Raw genomic sequence first — 16,318 nt, 5'->3', positions numbered from 1 at the left:
GTATAGTGAAGTAATCAGGGCTAAAAAAACTAAAAATCATGAAAAAAGGTATCTTATATATTATAGTATTGTTATTTTCAACGATTTTCTATGCGCAAAATCAAACCGTTATCGGAAAATGGAAAACCATTGATGATGAAACAGGGAAACCCAAATCAATCGTTGAGATCTATGAAAAATCAGGAAAAATCTACGGAAAAGTAATAGAGATTTTGGATGAAGAACACAAAAAAAGTGTTTGTAGTAAATGTTCGGGCGGGGATAGAAACAAGCCCATTCTCGGGATGACTGTCATTAAAGGATTATCAAAAAAAGGAAACCATTATACTTCCGGAAAAATCCTGGATCCCCAAAACGGAAAATTATACCAATCCATTGTTGCTTTGGAAGGAAAAGACAAACTTAAAGTTCGTGGTTACATAGGAATTTCATTGTTGGGACGAACACAATATTGGTATCGAGTAAAGAATTAATTTTTAAAATAGCCAAACCAAAATCCTAAATGCAGTTCTTCGTCGAAGTAATTTTGCCACTTTCTCTTGCCAAAACGTTTACTTACAGCGTTTCGGAAACCGAATACCATTATATCAAAAAAGGAATGCGCGTGACGGTGCCTTTCGGTAAAAGTAAAATCTACACCGCATTGGTGATTGAAATCCATCAAAATCAGCCCACTTTATACGAAGCCAAAGAAATTCATCAGATTCTTGATGAAAAACCCATAGTAACCGAAATCCAAATCGCCCATTGGCAATGGATTGCGTCCTATTATATGTGCGCAATTGGCGATGTTTATCGGGGTGCCATGCCAAGCGCCTTATTATTGGAAAGTGAAACTGTAATTTCTCAAAAAACAGATTCTTTTGTAGACGAAAGTTTGCTTTCGGATGAGGAGTATTTGGTTTATGAAGCCTTACAGCACCAAAGTTCCCTGAAAGTACAAGACATCATGTCTATTTTAAACAAGAAAAATATCTTTCCGGTAATCCAAAAACTGATTGATAAAAATATTTTAGTACTTCAGGAAGAAATATTGGAAAGCTATAAACCCAAATTGGTCCGATATGTCCGATTGCATTCCAAATATGAGACAAATCAGGGTCTAAGCGAATTACTCGAAACCCTCAAAAGTGCTAACAAACAAAAGGAAATCGTTTTAAGTTATTTCCAATTGAGCGCATCTGAAAAGACCCGAGGCGAAGTCGGACGAAGCGGAGCTAAACCCATCACAGTAAAAAAACTGGTTGAATCTGCCAATTCTTCTGCGGCAATCGTAAAAGCATTAATCGAAAAAGAGATATTTGAAGAATACTTTTTACAGGAAGACAGAGTCAATTTCTTAGGGAAAACCAAAGAAGCACAACTGCAATTAAGTGCCGCACAACAAACGGCTTTTGATGAGATCAAAGACAGTTTTACTCAAAAGGAAGTCTGTCTTTTACATGGAGTAACTTCCAGCGGTAAAACCGAAATCTACATCAAGCTCATTGAAGATTATCTGCAAACAGGAAAACAGGTCTTATATTTATTGCCAGAAATTGCATTAACAACCCAATTGGTAGGAAGATTGCGTGAATATTTCGGAAATAAAGTAGCCGTTTTTCATTCTAAATACAGCAATAATGAACGCGTTGAAGTTTGGAATCACGCATTGACAAATTCCGAAAAAGCGCAAATAATAATAGGAGCTAGGTCGGCTTTGTTTTTGCCATTTCACAATTTAGGATTTGTGATTGTAGATGAAGAACACGAGCAAACCTTCAAGCAAATAGATCCTGCGCCACGTTATCATGCACGAGATGGCGCTATAGTGTTGGCAAATTTTCATAAAGCCAAAGTTTTATTGGGTTCAGCCACGCCAAGTATTGAAACCTACTTCAATGCAAAATCAGAGAAGTACGGTGCGGTTGAAATTTCCGAAAGATATGGCAATGTCATGATGCCGGATATTGAATTGGTCGACTTGAAAGACAAATACTTCCGCAAAAAAATGTCGGGACATTTTAGCGATACTTTAATTGATGAAATCACCACTGCTTTGTCATTAGGCGAGCAGGTGATTTTGTTTCAAAACAGGCGTGGTTATTCGCCTTTACTGGAGTGTATGACTTGCGGACACGTGCCACAATGCCAGCAATGCGATGTAAGTTTAACGTATCATAAGCATAAAAACCAATTGCGTTGTCATTATTGCGGCTATTCCATTGCAAAACCTACGCATTGCCACAGTTGTTCAAGTGTCGATTTGACTACAAAAGGTTTTGGGACAGAACAGATTCAACTAGAATTGACCGAACTTTTTCCTACTCATAAAATAGGAAGGATGGATCAGGATACCACTAGAGGAAAATTTGGTTTTGAAAAAATAATTGACAGTTTCAAAAACAGGGAAATCGACATTTTAGTCGGAACCCAAATGCTTGCCAAAGGATTGGATTTTGACAATGTGACTTTGGTAGGAATTATGAATGCCGATAATATGTTGTTTCATCCTGATTTCAGGGCTTTTGAAAGAAGTTTTCAAATGATGACACAAGTTTCAGGACGTGCCGGTCGTTCAGAGAAAAGAGGAAAAGTAATTATTCAGACGTATAATCCCGATCATAATACGATTCAGCATGTGACTAATAATGATTATGTTGGAATGTATGCGGAACAATTATATGAAAGACAGATGTACAAATATCCGCCGTATTTCAAATTGATCAAACTTACTTTGAAGCATCGTGATTTCGATAAACTAAAAGAAGGTTCTATGTGGTTGTATCAAGTCATGCAGCAAAACCTGAATATGCCTGTTCTTGGTCCGGAAGAGCCGCCAATCAGCCGTATACGAAATGAATATATCAGAACAATAATGGTAAAAATACCATTGAATCTTTCTATAGGGAGTACGAAGAAAACGATTCAGAAAATGTTGAACAGTTTTGAGGCAGTTCCGCAATATAGGGCAATTAGGGTGACTGTAAACGTAGATTTTTATTAACCAAGAGCAAGAGCTTTTACCAAGTCTTCTTTCTTGTTTCTGCTCAGTGGGATTTTTGTAATACCGATTTCTGCAAATTTGCTGTTAAAACGCTCAACTTTATCAATATTAATGATATACGATTTATGAACCCGAATAAACTTATCTTTCGATAGGTCTTTTTCGAAAGATTTCATCGTAGAGAGTACCAGATTGCTGTCATCTTCGGTAACCACTTTTACATAATCACCGAAAGCTTCGATCCATTTAATTTTAGCAGTAAAAATTTTCAGTTTTTTCAGATTGCTTTTAATAAAAATATGCTCGCCTTCTTCTTCATGATTTTCTTTTTTGAGCATGTGCAAATCCATAGCTCGCTTTACAGCAGCATTAAATCTATCGAGAGCAATAGGTTTTTGAAGATAATCAGTAGCATCATAATCAAATGCTTTCAGGGCATATTCCGCCTTGGAGGTGATGAAAATAATTTGGGGTTTAACTTTTAAAACATCCAGAAAATCGAAACCGCTAATGACTGGCATTTCTATGTCCAGAAATATTAAGTCAATGTCATGGACAGACATGCAGTTTTTTGCTTCAATTGCATTAGAATAATCGCCAACTAAATGTAAGTTGGGATGATTGTTTACTAATTTTGCGATAATCATTCTTTGAATAGAACTATCATCAACAACAACACAATTTAGTTTCATGATTTTTGCCTATTTTAGATTCGGTGGTTTAAAAGTATTTGTTTTTTTTTAATTATCCTAAAGAAGTCTTAATTTTTTTTGCAGTACGTCGAATAAAGTCATTTATGGCTTGTGTGTTTAAATAAAAAGATTACTTTTGCAGCCAAATTAACATATAAAATAATTTTTTATGAATCATTATGAAACTGTTTTCATTTTAAATCCCGTTTTATCTGAAGTTCAGGTAAAGGAAACAGTAAGCAAATTCGAAGAATTTCTTACTTCCAGAGGAGCAGAAATGGTATCAAAAGAGGATTGGGGTCTGAAAAAAATGGCTTACGAAATCCAACACAAGAAAAGTGGTTTTTACCATTTATTCGAATTCAAAGTAGCAGGAGAAGTTCTTATTGCATTTGAAACTGAATTTAGACGTGACGAGAGAGTAATGCGTTTCTTAACTGTAAGTTTAGATAAACACGCAATTTCTTGGGCTGAAAGAAGAAGAACAAAATTAAAATCATCTAAAGCGTAATCATTATGTCTACATTACAACAATCAGCTTCAGGAAAAAAAGACGGGGATATCAGATATCTTACGCCTTTAAACATAGAAACAAACAAGGCAAAAAAATATTGTCGTTTCAAAAAATCTGGTATCAAATATATTGATTATAAAGATGCAGATTTCTTATTGAAATTCGTTAATGAGCAAGGAAAAATTCTTCCTCGTCGTTTAACAGGAACTTCATTAAAATACCAAAGAAAAGTGTCTGTTGCTGTAAAAAGAGCACGTCATTTAGCTTTAATGCCATATGTGGCGGATTTACTTAAATAATTTATAAACACAGTTGTTGGTTTCTCGTCAAAAACGGAACCTAACTTCTATAATAAGGACAACAACATGGAACTTATCTTAAAAAAAGACGTTCAAAATTTAGGATTTAAAGATGATGTAGTTACTGTGAAAAATGGTTACGGTCGTAACTTTTTGATCCCACAAGGTCATGCACATTTAGCTACTTCTTCTGCAAAGAAAGTATTAGCTGAAAACCTAAAACAAAGAGCACATAAAGAAGCTAAAGTAGTAAACGATGCAAAAGCATTGGCTGAAACTTTAAAAGCTATCGAAATTAAAATTTCTGCAAAAGCAGGTGGTGAAAAATTATTCGGTTCAATCACGAATATCGACATCGCTGAAGCTTTAGCAAAAGGTGGTCAAGAAATTGACAGAAAATTTATTACTTCTGGAATCGTTAAACGTACTGGTAAATATGCTGCTACCGTTAGATTACACAGAGATGTAATTATTGAATTGCCTTATGAAATCGTTGCTGAAAAAGCATAATTTCTAAATTGATATAATTAAATCCCGATGGAAGTCGGGATTTTTTTTGTTTAAATGAATTGTCATTCCAACAAATATTAGGAATGTTATAAATCTTAAATTACAAATGAAATATACAAGACTAACCAAAGAGCAATTCGATGAACTGAATCAGGAATTCGGTACATTTTTGGCCACTCAAGCTATTGATAAAGCCGAATGGGATAAAATTAAAGCCGAAAAACCAGAAGTAGCCGAACAGGAATTGGATGTTTTCTCCGATTTAATTTGGGAAGGTGTTTTATCTAGAGCAGAATATTTGGAGCATTTCTCTAAAAACCATATTTTCCTTTTTCAGAGTTTTGATACCTATGTTCAGTCGATAGTTTTGAAATCGTTGGTTCCTGAAACGGATTTCCTAACCAAAGGAGGGTTACAATGGCTGAGCGACAATATGTTTACCGATGCCATTGAAATGAAAGTAGGCAAAAAAGAATTTACCGAAGATAGAAATATCTCTATTTTTGCTCTTATACAGCAAGGTGCATTTTTGAGTGACGGACAATTATACAAGCAAATAAATTCGATTATTGAATCGTAATTATAACGGTTATTTCTTCTAAATTGGTTATTTTAGTACTTTTTTTCAAAAGCTAAAATAGCCAATTTTTATTTTCTATGGATATTCAAAATACGATTCAAACCTTAAGAGACGAATTAAACCAACACAATTATAATTATTACGTGTTGGATAAACCAACGATTTCTGATTTTGAATTCGATTTGAAATTAAAGCAACTTGAAGAACTCGAAAAAAAATATCCGGAATACTTTGATGAAAATTCCCCAACGCAGCGAGTAGGAGGAGCGATTACAAAAAGTTTCCAAACTGTACCGCATGATTACCGAATGTATTCTCTTGATAACTCTTATTCCAAAGAAGAATTAATGGAATGGGAAAAACGGATTCAAAAAGTTTTAGGAAATGTTCCGTTAGAATACACCTGCGAACTTAAATATGATGGTGCCTCCATCAGCATAACTTACGAATACGGAAAACTAAAGCGTGCACTTACGCGTGGCGATGGTTTTCAGGGTGATGATGTGACCAATAATATCAAAACCATTAAATCAATCCCATTAAAATTAAATGGAAAATATCCGGATAAATTTGATATACGGGGCGAGGTTATTTTGCCTTTCGCCGGATTCGAAAAAATGAACCAGGAATTAATCGAAATCGGTGAAACACCGTATTCCAATCCACGAAATACGGCTTCAGGTAGTCTGAAACTACAAGACAGTGCAGAAGTTTCGAAAAGGCCATTGGATTGTCTAATGTATTTTGTAATTGGAAATAATTTACCTTTCAATTCTCAATTGGAGAGTTTAGAAACAGCCAGAAATTGGGGATTCAAAGTACCAAAAGAAGCCAAGTTGGCTCATAATATGGAGGAAGTTTTCCGATTTATTGATTATTGGGATATTCACCGTCATAACTTACCCTACGAAACAGACGGAGTTGTTGTTAAAGTAAATAACTATCATTATCAGGATGAATTGGGTTTTACGGCTAAATCACCACGTTGGGCAATAGCTTATAAATTTAAGTCAGAACAGGTTTCAACACGATTAAATTCGATTTCATATCAAGTAGGAAGAACAGGTGCTATTACACCGGTGGCCAATTTGGAACCTGTGCAATTAGCCGGAACCATTGTAAAACGTGCTTCTTTACATAATGCAGATCAGATTGAAAAATTGGATATTCGCATTGGCGACGAAGTTTTTGTTGAAAAAGGAGGCGAAATTATTCCCAAAATAATTGCAGTGGATTTAAGTAAACGCCCGGCCAATTCGGAGCCAGTAAAATATATTACCCATTGTCCGGAATGCCACACCGAACTGGTTCGTAATGAAGGAGAAGCCAATCATTATTGCCCGAATTTTTATGGTTGTCCGCCACAAATTATCGGTAGAATTCAGCATTATATTTCACGTAAAGCGATGGATATTGAAGGACTTGGCGGAGAAACGGTAGCTTTATTATTCAATAATGGATTGGTTTATAATTATGCCGATTTGTATGAATTGACTGTCGAACAAATTCTGCCTTTGGAAAGAATGGCTCAAAAATCTGCGGAAAATTTAGTGAAAGGTGTCGAAAATTCTAAAAATATTCCTTTTGAACGTGTTTTATATGCACTTGGAATTAGGTTTGTGGGAGAAACGATTGCTAAAAAATTAGCCAAACATTATAAAAGTATTGATGCTTTGAGTAAAGCAACTTTTATGGATTTGGTTTTAGTGGATGAAATAGGGGAGAAGATTGCACAAAGCGTAATTGAATTTTTTGTAAATCAGGAAAATAGAAATATTATTGACAGATTAAAAAGTTATGGTATTCAATTTGAAACGATTGAAAAAATAAATCCGAATGCTACAGATAAGCTATCCGGAAAAATATTTGTTGTTTCTGGTGTTTTTGAACAATTTTCGAGAGATGATTTGAAAAAGACAATTGAAGATAACGGTGGAAAAGTAGGCAGTTCAATTTCGGCCAAAACCGATTATGTGGTTGCAGGAGAAAATATGGGGCCTGCAAAATTAGAAAAAGCAGTTAAGCTAAATGTCCCTATAATTTCAGAAACAGACTTCATAAAACTATTAGAGTTGAATTAAAAATACTTTTCTTGTAGGTTTTTTATGTTTAAATCAATAAAATAATTTAACAACTTCACTACTTTTTTAAGGAAATGTTATAAAAAAGACTAAATTAGCTGTTGTATAATTTGTTTTATAGTAATAATATTACACTTTAATCTTTTGATACTCAGCAAACAATGATTTTTTTTATTATTGTGCTGAATTTATTCATTTTTACCTTGTTAAACTGAAATCTTTCGGTAAATTTACGCTAAGTATTCTTGACATAAATATAATAATTAATGTTATGACATTAGAACAGATTAAATCAAAACTTAAGTACGGGGATTATAACACTCTGGGGCAAATTTTAGGGATTACCTCAGATGCGGCAAAGATGCGATTTAACAGAAAGGATCTTAACGCTATGGAAGCGATGATTAAAATTATCCAAAGTCGTGAGGATCTAATTCGAGAATACCAGCCTGAAAAATTTAAATAAGATAAAATTTTTAAAATTATTATAATCTAAAATTAAGCAATAATTTATTGTTCTATATTTTAGATTATTTTGTTTTGGATATAAAAGCTGAAGTATTTATTGGAGGGATCTTCAGTAATGTTTCTTTTTTAATCGTTCAGATTGTAACTGGCTTTATTTGAAGAATGGTAACTTTGAATTTAATTAAAATCAAGCGTTTTTCTGTTTTGTTTTAATTCAGTAACTTCTATTTCCAATTTTACAATTAACTTTTTTTGCAGGTCTACAATATATTTATCGCCAGTATTATGGTCTGTAATTGTAGGTGAAGTTGTGTGAATGTCTTTTTCTATGTTCATAGAACCACATCCGGTAAGGAGCCAATTTGCATTCAGATCACTGAAATAACTGAAAAACTTCAGTAAACTGTCTTCGTTTAAGCCACTTGAATTACTAAAAGTACCATCTGAAATTCCGGTCTTTTCGTAGATTTCCCTCATACTGATGCCTTGACATTCAGCAAATAATCGTATTCTTTCTTTTAATAAGCTGAATTTTTTTGTTTTCATTTTGATAAGCTGAAAAGTTTCAGTGTTTTTATTGGTTAATTAGTACAAATATAATAATTAATTTAATATTGTTATAACATCGTAACAAATAAATTAAAAATTAAGAGTGTTGGTTAGAATAAGCTAGGTTTTAATGAACTAATTAGAGAATAGCTTTCGGGAAAATTAAATAGAATAGTTTAATCATTTTGCTGTTGTTTTTATTAAGAAATGATAAGTTTTATTTTGGTTTTCGTTTACATTTTTTTGTAACATAGATTGATTGTTATGATAGAATATTTTTCAATTCATTACAATAATAAGGTTTGTCTTAGGACAATTTAGCTAATATAAATTCAAGGTAAATTGGATGCTGCAGGAATAATAATCCAATATAGTACTTGTTTAGGTTTAATCCAGAAATACTGTAAATGTTGATTCTAAAAATGCGGGAAAATGTTAATGCTAAAAAAAGAAAATAATCTTGTAAGACTAATTACTGGTTTTTATTTTACTATTGCCACAGTTGAAGTGACCGCGGAGTTATTTTCATTTAAACCAATTCTTTTTATCTTCGAGCCATTAATGTTATTGTTATTAATGATTCTGTATTGGATTACTTCCAGTCTAAAAAGTCTGTTGTTTTTCGGAACGATGTTTTTCTTATTACTTTCTAAAATGCTCTTTCTCCAAAATACTGAAAACATGCTGTACTTTGGATTTATTGCTTTTCTGACGCATCAGTCGGTAATTATTATCTATATCTTGAAATTAACGAAACTCAAGGATTACGTTCCTTCGTTCATCGCAGTAACGCCTTTTCTATTTGTTTTTTTTTATTTGTTTTCCGTTTCAAGTGAAATACCTAAAAACAGTTATTATTTTCTGGTTATTCAAAATATATTGGTTTCTGTTATTGGCGCGGTTACTTTGTCTGATTATACGATGAAAGACAATAAAAAAAACTCGTGGTTATTGATATTCGGTTTGTTAACTGTTGCCCTTTATTTTATCGATTTTATTGAAAAATATTACCTTTCAGACCTGGTTTTATCTATTTTTAAACTTTTGGTAATGGTGTTAAATGTGGCGGTTTATTACGCTTTTTATAAATTTGCCATAAAAACCGAAAGTCTAAATCTTGAAACTGAAAATTTAAACAATAATTGATTTTCCATTTGATGATTTTGCTTGGTCATTATCAAAATAAAAATCTATTCGACCAAGATTTATTCCATAGCAGCCTACCTGATTTACCAATACCTCTTTTCCTTCCAGATTTTTCATAACCGTAGGTTTGTCCAAAAAAGTATGCGTATGTCCGCCAATAATCAAATCAATATCCTTTGTAAGTGCCGCTAATTTTATATCCGAAATTTTATTAGGTTCGTCTTTGTATTTGTAGCCAATATGAGAAAGACAAATCACTAAGTCGCATTTTTGTTCTTTTTTCAAAATCCGAACCATATCCTGGGCGACTTCAACCGGATCGTTATAAACAGTTTCTTTATAGTTTTTCTTGTCAACCAAACCCGCTAATTCCACACCAAGTCCAAAAACACCCACTTTAATTCCATTTTTGTGAAATACTTTATAAGGTTTCACATGGCCGTCCATAATAGTATTTTTGAAATCATAATTTGCCGAAATGAAGTCGAATTTGGCATGAGGCAATTGCGCATACAGCCCATCAATACCGTTATCAAAATCATGATTTCCAATAGTTGAAGCATCATATTGCATCATGCTCATCAATTTAAATTCCAATTCGCCGCCATAGTAATTAAAGTACGGCGTTCCCTGAAAAATATCACCGGCATCAAGAAGCAATACATTTGGATTTTCTTTGCGAATGCTTTCTATCAATGCTGCTCTTCTGGCCACGCCGCCCATATTTGGGTTTCTGGGATGATCTGCAGGAAACGGATCAATATAACTATGCACATCATTGGTATGAAGTATCGTTAAATGTTTTATTTTGGATGATTCAAAGCTGCTCAATGACAAACCTAAACCCATTAATGCTGTGCTTGCAGCTGTCTTTTGTATAAAATCTCTTCTTTTCATTTTCTTATTCTTTTGTGATTCTTACATCGGTAATTTCAGGAATTGTATCTACTTCTTTGAAATAATCAATAAGGATATTTCTCAATTTGTAATCCAGATCGTATGAAGCAATTCCCTTTTTGAAGAAATCCATTTTGTCACCGCCATTCGATAAATAATCAGAAGTCACTACATAATAGGTTTTATCATTTTCCAATGCTTTTCCTTGTATCACAATGTTTTTTGCGGTACTATTTTTATCAATGGTAAAAGTCATACCAGATAACGGATGCGGTTTTTTTTCTGAAATGATATGATTGGCCATTTCAATAATTTGTTCGCTTTTTAATGCAACGACAATGGCAGTATTTTCAAAAGGCATCACTTCAAAAGCAGTTCTTGCGGTCACATTTCCTTTTGGAATAATAGAACGAATTCCGCCGTGGTTGAGCAGACAAATGTCAATGTTTTTTTTCTGGCGAGAATTAAAAACAAAATTTCCTTTTTGTAAAGTTACATCCGCCATTAAATTTCCGATGGTGGTTTGCCATTGTCCGCTTTTGTCCAAAGTTTTGGGTGCATAAGCCAGAACGGTATTTAAATCTTTGTTGATATGCTCACGGTAGGGTTTTATAAAATCCTCAATTGCAGCAACTTCATTGTTTTTGTCTGTAATTCCAATTTCTTTGCCTTCAATTTTTGTCACATAATATTTTTGTTGAGCACAAGAAACTGACAAAATAAATGTTAAGAATAAGACAAAATGTTTCAGAACAACGTTATACTTTTTTAGATTTACCATCTGATATGCAACTTATTTAATTAAATTTGTATTCAAAGCAAAAATACTATGTTTTTAAAGTACCTGAAGAATTTTTTTACTAAAAAAATAGTTAAAAAAAGTTTATCAAATGTTAAACACGTTTCGTCAAACAATATTATAAAAACCGTCGGAATTATTTTTGACGAAAGTTATTTTTACGAAAGAGCTGCTTTAATTCAGGAATTAGTGCAAAATGAAATTCAGGAAAAAGATGTTAAAGTCCTGGTTTTTAAGGATAAAATAAAAAAAAACGAAGTGTTTGATTACCCAACATTCAGTCCTAAGGATTTGAGTTGGACGGCTACTATCGACAAGCCCGAAGTGAATGATTTCATGGCACAGGAATTCGATTTGTTAATTAATTATTATGATTTAGAAAAAGTGCCTTTGTTATTGGTTTCCCATCAATCTAAAGCAAGTTTCAAAGTGGGCTTTCCCTCAATTGACAAGAGACTGAATCATTTTATGATTAGCACTAATGCTGAAAACTATAAGGTTTTCATGGATGAATTATTCAAATACCTAAAAATATTAAACAAAATATAATATGCAATCATTAATCGGAACTGGAGTTGCACTTGTTACTCCTTTCAAAAAAGATTTTTCAGTAGATGTTGAAGCTTTAAAAAGAATTGTCAATTTCCAGATTGATAACGGGATAAATTATCTTGTAATTCTTGGTACCACTGCAGAAACGGCAACGCTGAATCAAGATGAAAAAGAATTGGTAATACAAACGGTTATTGAAGCCAATAATGGAAGATTGCCTTTGGTTCTTGGAGTTGGAAGCAATAATACGCAACAAGTCGTTGAAGAATTAAAATCGAGGGATTTTTCTAAATTTGTTGCCATTCTTTCCGTTTCACCTTATTACAATAAACCAACACAAGAAGGAATTTACCAACATTTCAAGGCTATTGCCGAAGCTTCACCAATTTCCGTAATTGTATATAATGTACCGGGAAGAACAGGAAGTAATATGTTACCGACAACGGTAATTCGTTTGGCTAATGATTTCAAAAACATTGTTGCACTCAAAGAAGCTGCCGGAGATATTGTACAAGCAATGAAATTAATAGAAAACAAACCTAAGGATTTCTTAGTGATTTCGGGTGATGATATGATTACATTGCCAATGGTTTTGGCTGGTGGAAGCGGTGTGATTTCTGTAATTGGAGAAGGATTTCCAAAAGAATTTTCCGAAATGGTCCGTTTAGGATTAGAACGAAAAGTAGACGAAGCTTACAAATTGCATTATCTTTTAGCGGATAGTATCGACATGATTTTTGAACAAGGAAACCCAGGAGGAATCAAAGAAGTCTTTAAATCATTGGGATTGTCAGAAAACACAGTGCGATTGCCATTAGTAAATGTTAATGATGATTTGGCTAATAGAATCAATCAATTCGTAAAGAAAATCAATAAATAATTAAGAAAAAAGGCAAGTGTTTTTTTAATCAAAAAAAACATTTTGTAGTCGCTAAATTAATAACTAAATTTGCAGTTGGTTTTTAAAGGTCTTGAAATGCCTATAAATCAACGGAACCAATCAAAATAATGAAGAAATTTTTATTTACATTACTAATTGCAGTTGTTTTTTCCTCTTGTAGTGAATATCAAAAAGCAATAAAAACGGAAGATGTTGCTGTGAAATTTGATATGGCCACCAAGCTATACGAAAGCAAAAAATATACAAAAGCGATTCGACTTTTTGAACAATTGGCACCTACTTACAGAGGGAAACCTCAGGCAGAAAAAATGTTTTACATGTTTGCACAATCGTATTACAAAACAAAACAGTACTATTTGGCTGGTTATCAGTTTGAAAGTTTTGCTTCGGGTTATCCAAAAAGTGATAAAATACAAGAAGCTGCCTTTCTTGGAGCAAAATGCTATTCGATGTTGTCGCCCGTTTATAGTTTAGACCAAACGGACACCTATAAAGCAATTGATAAATTACAGGCGTTTATAGATACGTATCCAAATTCGGAGTATTTAGCTGAAGCTAATGTACTTGTAAAAGCATTAAGAGAAAAATTAGAGAAAAAAGCTTTCGAAAATGCAAAAGGGTATAACAAAATTTCGGATTACAAATCTGCAATTGTAGCACTTGATAATTTTATTTCAGATTATCCAGGAACTCCTTTCAAAGAAAAAGCATTGTTTTATAAATTGGATTCGGCTTATCAATTAGCCATCAATAGTGTTCCTTCAAAAAAGGAAGAACGATTAAATGCGGCTAAAACAGCTCATTCAAGTTTGATAAAATTCAATGCAAATTCAGAATACAAAAAAGAAGCTGACGAAATGTTGGCCAGAATTGATAAAGATTTACAACAATTTTCCAAATAAATAGAAAGTCATGGATTTAAAAAAGACGAATGCTCCAGTAAATACAATTACTTATAACAAAAGTATTATTGAAGAACCAACTGGTAATGTATATGAGGCGATAACAATTATGGCTAAAAGAGCAAACCAAATTAACTCTGAAATCAAAAAAGAATTGACTGAGAAATTGGAAGAGTTTGCTACTTACAATGACAGTTTAGAGGAAGTTTTTGAAAACAAAGAACAAATTGAAGTTTCTAAATTTTACGAAAAATTGCCAAAACCACACGCTCTTGCAGTTCAGGAATGGTTAGACGATAAAATCTACTATAGAGACGCAAATAAATAATTATTAGCATGTCTGTTTTAAGCGGTAAAAAAATAGTACTGGGCATTTCTGGTGGAATTGCCGCGTACAAAACAGCTACATTAGTAAGACTCTTCATAAAAGCAGGTGCGCATGTCCAAGTGATAATGACACCTGCTTCTAAGGATTTTGTAACGCCACTTACGTTATCTACACTTTCAAAAAATCCCGTATTTTCCAGTTTTTATAATGAAGAAGATGAGAATGCGAAATGGAACAACCATGTCGATTTAGCTCTTTGGGCCGATTTGATGGTTATTGCTCCTGCTACGGCAAATACATTGTCAAAAATGGCAAATGGGGTTTGTGATAATCTTTTGATTGCAACCTATTTATCAGCAAAATGCCCTGTTTATTTTGCTCCGGCAATGGACTTGGACATGTATAAACATCCTTCAACTCTTGCGAGTTTTTCTGCATTAAAAGAATTCGGAAATACTATAATTCCTGCCGAAAGCGGTGAATTGGCAAGCGGACTTTCCGGCGAAGGCAGAATGGCCGAACCCGAAAATATCGTCGCTTTTCTGGAAGCCGATTTAGAAAGTAAATTACCTCTAAAAGGAAAAAAAATACTAATTACTGCCGGTCCAACATACGAAGCAATCGATCCGGTACGTTTTATAGGGAATCATTCTTCTGGAAAAATGGGATTTGATATTGCGCAAAGTGCCGCAAATCTTGGTGCTTCGGTAATTTTAGTTTCCGGGCCAACTCATTTTACATTAGAAAATAATTTAGTGAAAGTGGTGCGCGTAGTTTCAGCTCAAGAAATGTACGATGCCTGTCATCTTTATTTTAAGGATGTCGATGTAGCGATTGCAGCAGCTGCAGTTGCCGATTACAGGCCTAAAATTATAGCGGATCAAAAAATAAAAAAATCAGAAGAAAGTTTTATAATTGAATTAGAAAAAACGAAAGATATATTGGCTTCGTTGGGTGCAATTAAGAAAAATCAGTTTTTAATTGGCTTTGCCTTAGAGACCGAAAATGAAATTGAAAATGCAAAGTTGAAAATTCAGAAAAAAAACTTAGATTTGATAGTTCTGAATTCTTTGCAGGATGAAGGTGCCGGTTTTGGGAAACCAACCAATAAAATTACCTTTATAGATAAAAATTTCAAGGTGGAACCTATGGAATTAAAATCGAAAGAAGCAGTTGCAGATGATATTTTAAATAAAGTAATAGCACATTATTATGCGTAACATTTTTAGTTTATTTTTAGTGCTGATTTTCGGATTTACACAAGGCCAGGAGCTGAATTGTATTGTAACTGTCAATGCCGATAAAATTGGTAGTACCAACACTCAGGTATTTAAAACTTTGGAAAAATCATTGAACGAGTTCATGAATAAAACCGACTGGACTGGGCAAGTTTACAAGCAAAATGAAAAAATAAATTGTTCAATGTTTATAACGCTTACCGGATATAGTTCGGATCAATTTACTGGGACAATTCAGGTGCAATCCTCAAGGCCAATTTTTAATTCTACTTATGCCTCACCGGTTTTAAATTTTAATGATAAAGATTTTAATTTCAGATATATAGAGTTCGAAAACCTAACTTATAATCCTACAAGTTTCGATTCCAATCTGGTTTCTGTATTGGCTTTTTACAGCTATATGATTATCGGGATGGATGCAGATACTTTCTCACTACAAGGTGGAAGTAAATACCTCGAAATGGCACAGGATGTTTCAAATGTTGCACTACAAGGTGGCTTTAAAGGTTGGAGTCAGACCGATGGAAATCAAAATCGTTATTTTCTGATCAATGATATGCTTTCGAATACGTTTAGCCCATTTAGAGAGGCTATGTATGAATACCATTACGAAGGTTTGGATATGATGAATAAAGATTTAAAATTGGCTAAAGAAAATATAAAAGCATCCTTAAAAACTATTGGTAAAATATATGAAGTCAGACCAAATGCTTTTATAACGAGAGTTTTTTTTGATGCAAAATCAGATGAAATTGTTTCTGTTTTTTCTGGCGGACCAAATATTGCTATTGCCGATTTGGTTGAAGATTTAAACAAAATTTCCCCGCTTAACTCAAGCAAATGGGCTGGAATTAAGTTTTAGATTAATAGAAACAA

At 33.3% G+C, this 16,318-nt stretch carries 19 protein-coding genes; 15 read left to right on the top strand and 4 right to left on the bottom strand.

What is annotated here, in order from left to right:
- Positions 1-38 precede the first annotated feature (38 nt).
- Positions 39-473, top strand: a complete 435-nt coding sequence (locus VI621_RS08260) for a DUF2147 domain-containing protein (protein WP_324217906.1) — start codon at positions 39-41, stop codon at positions 471-473.
- A 29-nt stretch (positions 474-502) separates the two neighbouring features.
- Positions 503-2,986 carry a replication restart helicase PriA gene (gene priA, locus VI621_RS08255; protein ID WP_324217905.1) on the top strand — a complete coding sequence of 828 codons (2,484 nt, stop codon included), beginning with the start codon at positions 503-505 and terminating at the stop codon, positions 2,984-2,986.
- On the opposite strand, the gene VI621_RS08250 is transcribed toward priA, so the two are convergent.
- Complete coding sequence (locus VI621_RS08250) at positions 2,983-3,678, bottom strand: LytTR family DNA-binding domain-containing protein (protein WP_324217904.1); 696 nt, start codon at positions 3,676-3,678, stop codon at positions 2,983-2,985. The genes priA and VI621_RS08250 overlap by 4 nt on opposite strands.
- Before the next feature lie 169 nt (positions 3,679-3,847).
- On the opposite strand from VI621_RS08250, the gene rpsF reads away from it, so the two are divergent.
- From rpsF to VI621_RS08220, 6 genes are all read left to right on the top strand, one after another.
- The gene (gene rpsF / locus VI621_RS08245; RefSeq protein ID WP_324217903.1) at positions 3,848-4,189 is read left to right on the top strand and encodes a 30S ribosomal protein S6; all 342 of its coding nucleotides are present in this window, start codon (positions 3,848-3,850) and stop codon (positions 4,187-4,189) included.
- A gap of 5 nt (positions 4,190-4,194) precedes the next feature.
- Positions 4,195-4,491, top strand: a complete 297-nt coding sequence (gene rpsR / locus VI621_RS08240; RefSeq protein ID WP_126743063.1) for a 30S ribosomal protein S18 — start codon at positions 4,195-4,197, stop codon at positions 4,489-4,491.
- A gap of 66 nt (positions 4,492-4,557) precedes the next feature.
- Positions 4,558-5,001 carry a 50S ribosomal protein L9 gene (gene rplI / locus VI621_RS08235; protein ID WP_324217902.1) on the top strand — a complete coding sequence of 148 codons (444 nt, stop codon included), beginning with the start codon at positions 4,558-4,560 and terminating at the stop codon, positions 4,999-5,001.
- Positions 5,002-5,107: 106 nt separating this feature from the next.
- Positions 5,108-5,581, top strand: a complete 474-nt coding sequence (locus VI621_RS08230; protein WP_324217901.1) for a DUF6495 family protein — start codon at positions 5,108-5,110, stop codon at positions 5,579-5,581.
- Between the two features lie 77 nt (positions 5,582-5,658).
- Positions 5,659-7,662, top strand: coding sequence for an NAD-dependent DNA ligase LigA (ligA, locus tag VI621_RS08225; protein WP_324217900.1), 2,004 nt, complete (start codon positions 5,659-5,661; stop codon positions 7,660-7,662).
- A 271-nt stretch (positions 7,663-7,933) separates the two neighbouring features.
- Positions 7,934-8,128 (top strand): hypothetical protein, encoded by a 195-nt coding sequence (locus VI621_RS08220; RefSeq protein WP_324217899.1) that lies wholly within the window; start codon positions 7,934-7,936, stop codon positions 8,126-8,128.
- 179 nt (positions 8,129-8,307) lie between these two features.
- On the opposite strand, the gene VI621_RS08215 is transcribed toward VI621_RS08220, so the two are convergent.
- Positions 8,308-8,676, bottom strand: a complete 369-nt coding sequence (locus VI621_RS08215; RefSeq protein ID WP_324217898.1) for a hypothetical protein — start codon at positions 8,674-8,676, stop codon at positions 8,308-8,310.
- Between the two features lie 435 nt (positions 8,677-9,111).
- Here VI621_RS08215 and VI621_RS08210 point away from each other — a divergent pair, with 435 nt between their 5' ends.
- Positions 9,112-9,825, top strand: coding sequence for a hypothetical protein (locus VI621_RS08210; RefSeq protein ID WP_324217897.1), 714 nt, complete (start codon positions 9,112-9,114; stop codon positions 9,823-9,825).
- Here VI621_RS08210 and VI621_RS08205 read toward each other — a convergent pair.
- Positions 9,811-10,722 (bottom strand): metallophosphoesterase, encoded by a 912-nt coding sequence (locus VI621_RS08205; protein WP_324217896.1) that lies wholly within the window; start codon positions 10,720-10,722, stop codon positions 9,811-9,813. The genes VI621_RS08210 and VI621_RS08205 overlap by 15 nt on opposite strands.
- Before the next feature lie 4 nt (positions 10,723-10,726).
- Positions 10,727-11,503 (bottom strand): 5'-nucleotidase, encoded by a 777-nt coding sequence (locus tag VI621_RS08200; RefSeq protein ID WP_324217895.1) that lies wholly within the window; start codon positions 11,501-11,503, stop codon positions 10,727-10,729.
- Between the two features lie 48 nt (positions 11,504-11,551).
- On the opposite strand from VI621_RS08200, the gene VI621_RS08195 reads away from it, so the two are divergent.
- The 6 genes from VI621_RS08195 to VI621_RS08170 all read left to right on the top strand — a co-directional run bounded on the left by VI621_RS08195 (position 11,552) and on the right by VI621_RS08170 (position 16,304).
- Positions 11,552-12,070, top strand: a complete 519-nt coding sequence (locus tag VI621_RS08195; RefSeq protein ID WP_324217894.1) for a DUF6913 domain-containing protein — start codon at positions 11,552-11,554, stop codon at positions 12,068-12,070.
- A 1-nt stretch (position 12,071) separates the two neighbouring features.
- On the top strand, positions 12,072-12,953 hold the full coding sequence (gene dapA, locus VI621_RS08190; protein WP_324217893.1) for a 4-hydroxy-tetrahydrodipicolinate synthase: 882 nt from the start codon (positions 12,072-12,074) through the stop codon (positions 12,951-12,953).
- A 128-nt stretch (positions 12,954-13,081) separates the two neighbouring features.
- Positions 13,082-13,876: an outer membrane protein assembly factor BamD gene (locus tag VI621_RS08185; RefSeq protein WP_324217892.1), complete on the top strand. Its 795-nt coding sequence runs from the start codon at positions 13,082-13,084 to the stop codon at positions 13,874-13,876.
- 10 nt (positions 13,877-13,886) lie between these two features.
- A complete protein-coding gene (locus tag VI621_RS08180) occupies positions 13,887-14,204 on the top strand; it encodes a DNA-directed RNA polymerase subunit omega (RefSeq protein ID WP_324217891.1) in 318 nt (105 codons plus the stop codon).
- Between the two features lie 8 nt (positions 14,205-14,212).
- Positions 14,213-15,424 (top strand): bifunctional phosphopantothenoylcysteine decarboxylase/phosphopantothenate--cysteine ligase CoaBC, encoded by a 1,212-nt coding sequence (coaBC, locus tag VI621_RS08175; protein WP_324217890.1) that lies wholly within the window; start codon positions 14,213-14,215, stop codon positions 15,422-15,424.
- A complete protein-coding gene (locus tag VI621_RS08170; RefSeq protein WP_324217889.1) occupies positions 15,417-16,304 on the top strand; it encodes a DUF4835 family protein in 888 nt (295 codons plus the stop codon). Before coaBC ends, VI621_RS08170 begins: the two co-directional genes overlap by 8 nt.
- Positions 16,305-16,318 lie beyond the last annotated feature (14 nt).

Origin of the sequence: Flavobacterium sp., from assembly GCF_035292545.1 — a bacterium.
Taxonomy (GTDB): Bacteria; Bacteroidota; Bacteroidia; order Flavobacteriales; family Flavobacteriaceae; genus Flavobacterium.
This window is presented reverse-complemented; position numbering and strand designations above follow the sequence as displayed.

Bases quoted from the DNA above. Each gene is read 5' to 3' on its own strand.
- VI621_RS08220 (WP_324217899.1), top strand. From the start codon at position 7,934: ATGACATTAGAACAGATTAAATCAAAACTTAAGTACGGGGATTATAAC.
- dapA (WP_324217893.1), top strand. From the start codon at position 12,072: ATGCAATCATTAATCGGAACTGGAGTTGCACTTGTTACTCCTTTCAAA.
- VI621_RS08250 (WP_324217904.1), bottom strand. From the start codon at position 3,678: ATGAAACTAAATTGTGTTGTTGTTGATGATAGTTCTATTCAAAGAATG.
- VI621_RS08205 (WP_324217896.1), bottom strand. From the start codon at position 10,722: ATGAAAAGAAGAGATTTTATACAAAAGACAGCTGCAAGCACAGCATTA.
- VI621_RS08215 (WP_324217898.1), bottom strand. From the start codon at position 8,676: ATGAAAACAAAAAAATTCAGCTTATTAAAAGAAAGAATACGATTATTT.
- coaBC (WP_324217890.1), top strand. From the start codon at position 14,213: ATGTCTGTTTTAAGCGGTAAAAAAATAGTACTGGGCATTTCTGGTGGA.
- VI621_RS08180 (WP_324217891.1), top strand. From the start codon at position 13,887: ATGGATTTAAAAAAGACGAATGCTCCAGTAAATACAATTACTTATAAC.
- rplI (WP_324217902.1), top strand. From the start codon at position 4,558: ATGGAACTTATCTTAAAAAAAGACGTTCAAAATTTAGGATTTAAAGAT.
- VI621_RS08210 (WP_324217897.1), top strand. From the start codon at position 9,112: ATGTTAATGCTAAAAAAAGAAAATAATCTTGTAAGACTAATTACTGGT.
- VI621_RS08200 (WP_324217895.1), bottom strand. From the start codon at position 11,503: ATGGTAAATCTAAAAAAGTATAACGTTGTTCTGAAACATTTTGTCTTA.
- rpsF (WP_324217903.1), top strand. From the start codon at position 3,848: ATGAATCATTATGAAACTGTTTTCATTTTAAATCCCGTTTTATCTGAA.
- priA (WP_324217905.1), top strand. From the start codon at position 503: ATGCAGTTCTTCGTCGAAGTAATTTTGCCACTTTCTCTTGCCAAAACG.
- ligA (WP_324217900.1), top strand. From the start codon at position 5,659: ATGGATATTCAAAATACGATTCAAACCTTAAGAGACGAATTAAACCAA.
- VI621_RS08230 (WP_324217901.1), top strand. From the start codon at position 5,108: ATGAAATATACAAGACTAACCAAAGAGCAATTCGATGAACTGAATCAG.
- VI621_RS08195 (WP_324217894.1), top strand. From the start codon at position 11,552: ATGTTTTTAAAGTACCTGAAGAATTTTTTTACTAAAAAAATAGTTAAA.
- rpsR (WP_126743063.1), top strand. From the start codon at position 4,195: ATGTCTACATTACAACAATCAGCTTCAGGAAAAAAAGACGGGGATATC.
- VI621_RS08260 (WP_324217906.1), top strand. From the start codon at position 39: ATGAAAAAAGGTATCTTATATATTATAGTATTGTTATTTTCAACGATT.
- VI621_RS08170 (WP_324217889.1), top strand. From the start codon at position 15,417: ATGCGTAACATTTTTAGTTTATTTTTAGTGCTGATTTTCGGATTTACA.
- VI621_RS08185 (WP_324217892.1), top strand. From the start codon at position 13,082: ATGAAGAAATTTTTATTTACATTACTAATTGCAGTTGTTTTTTCCTCT.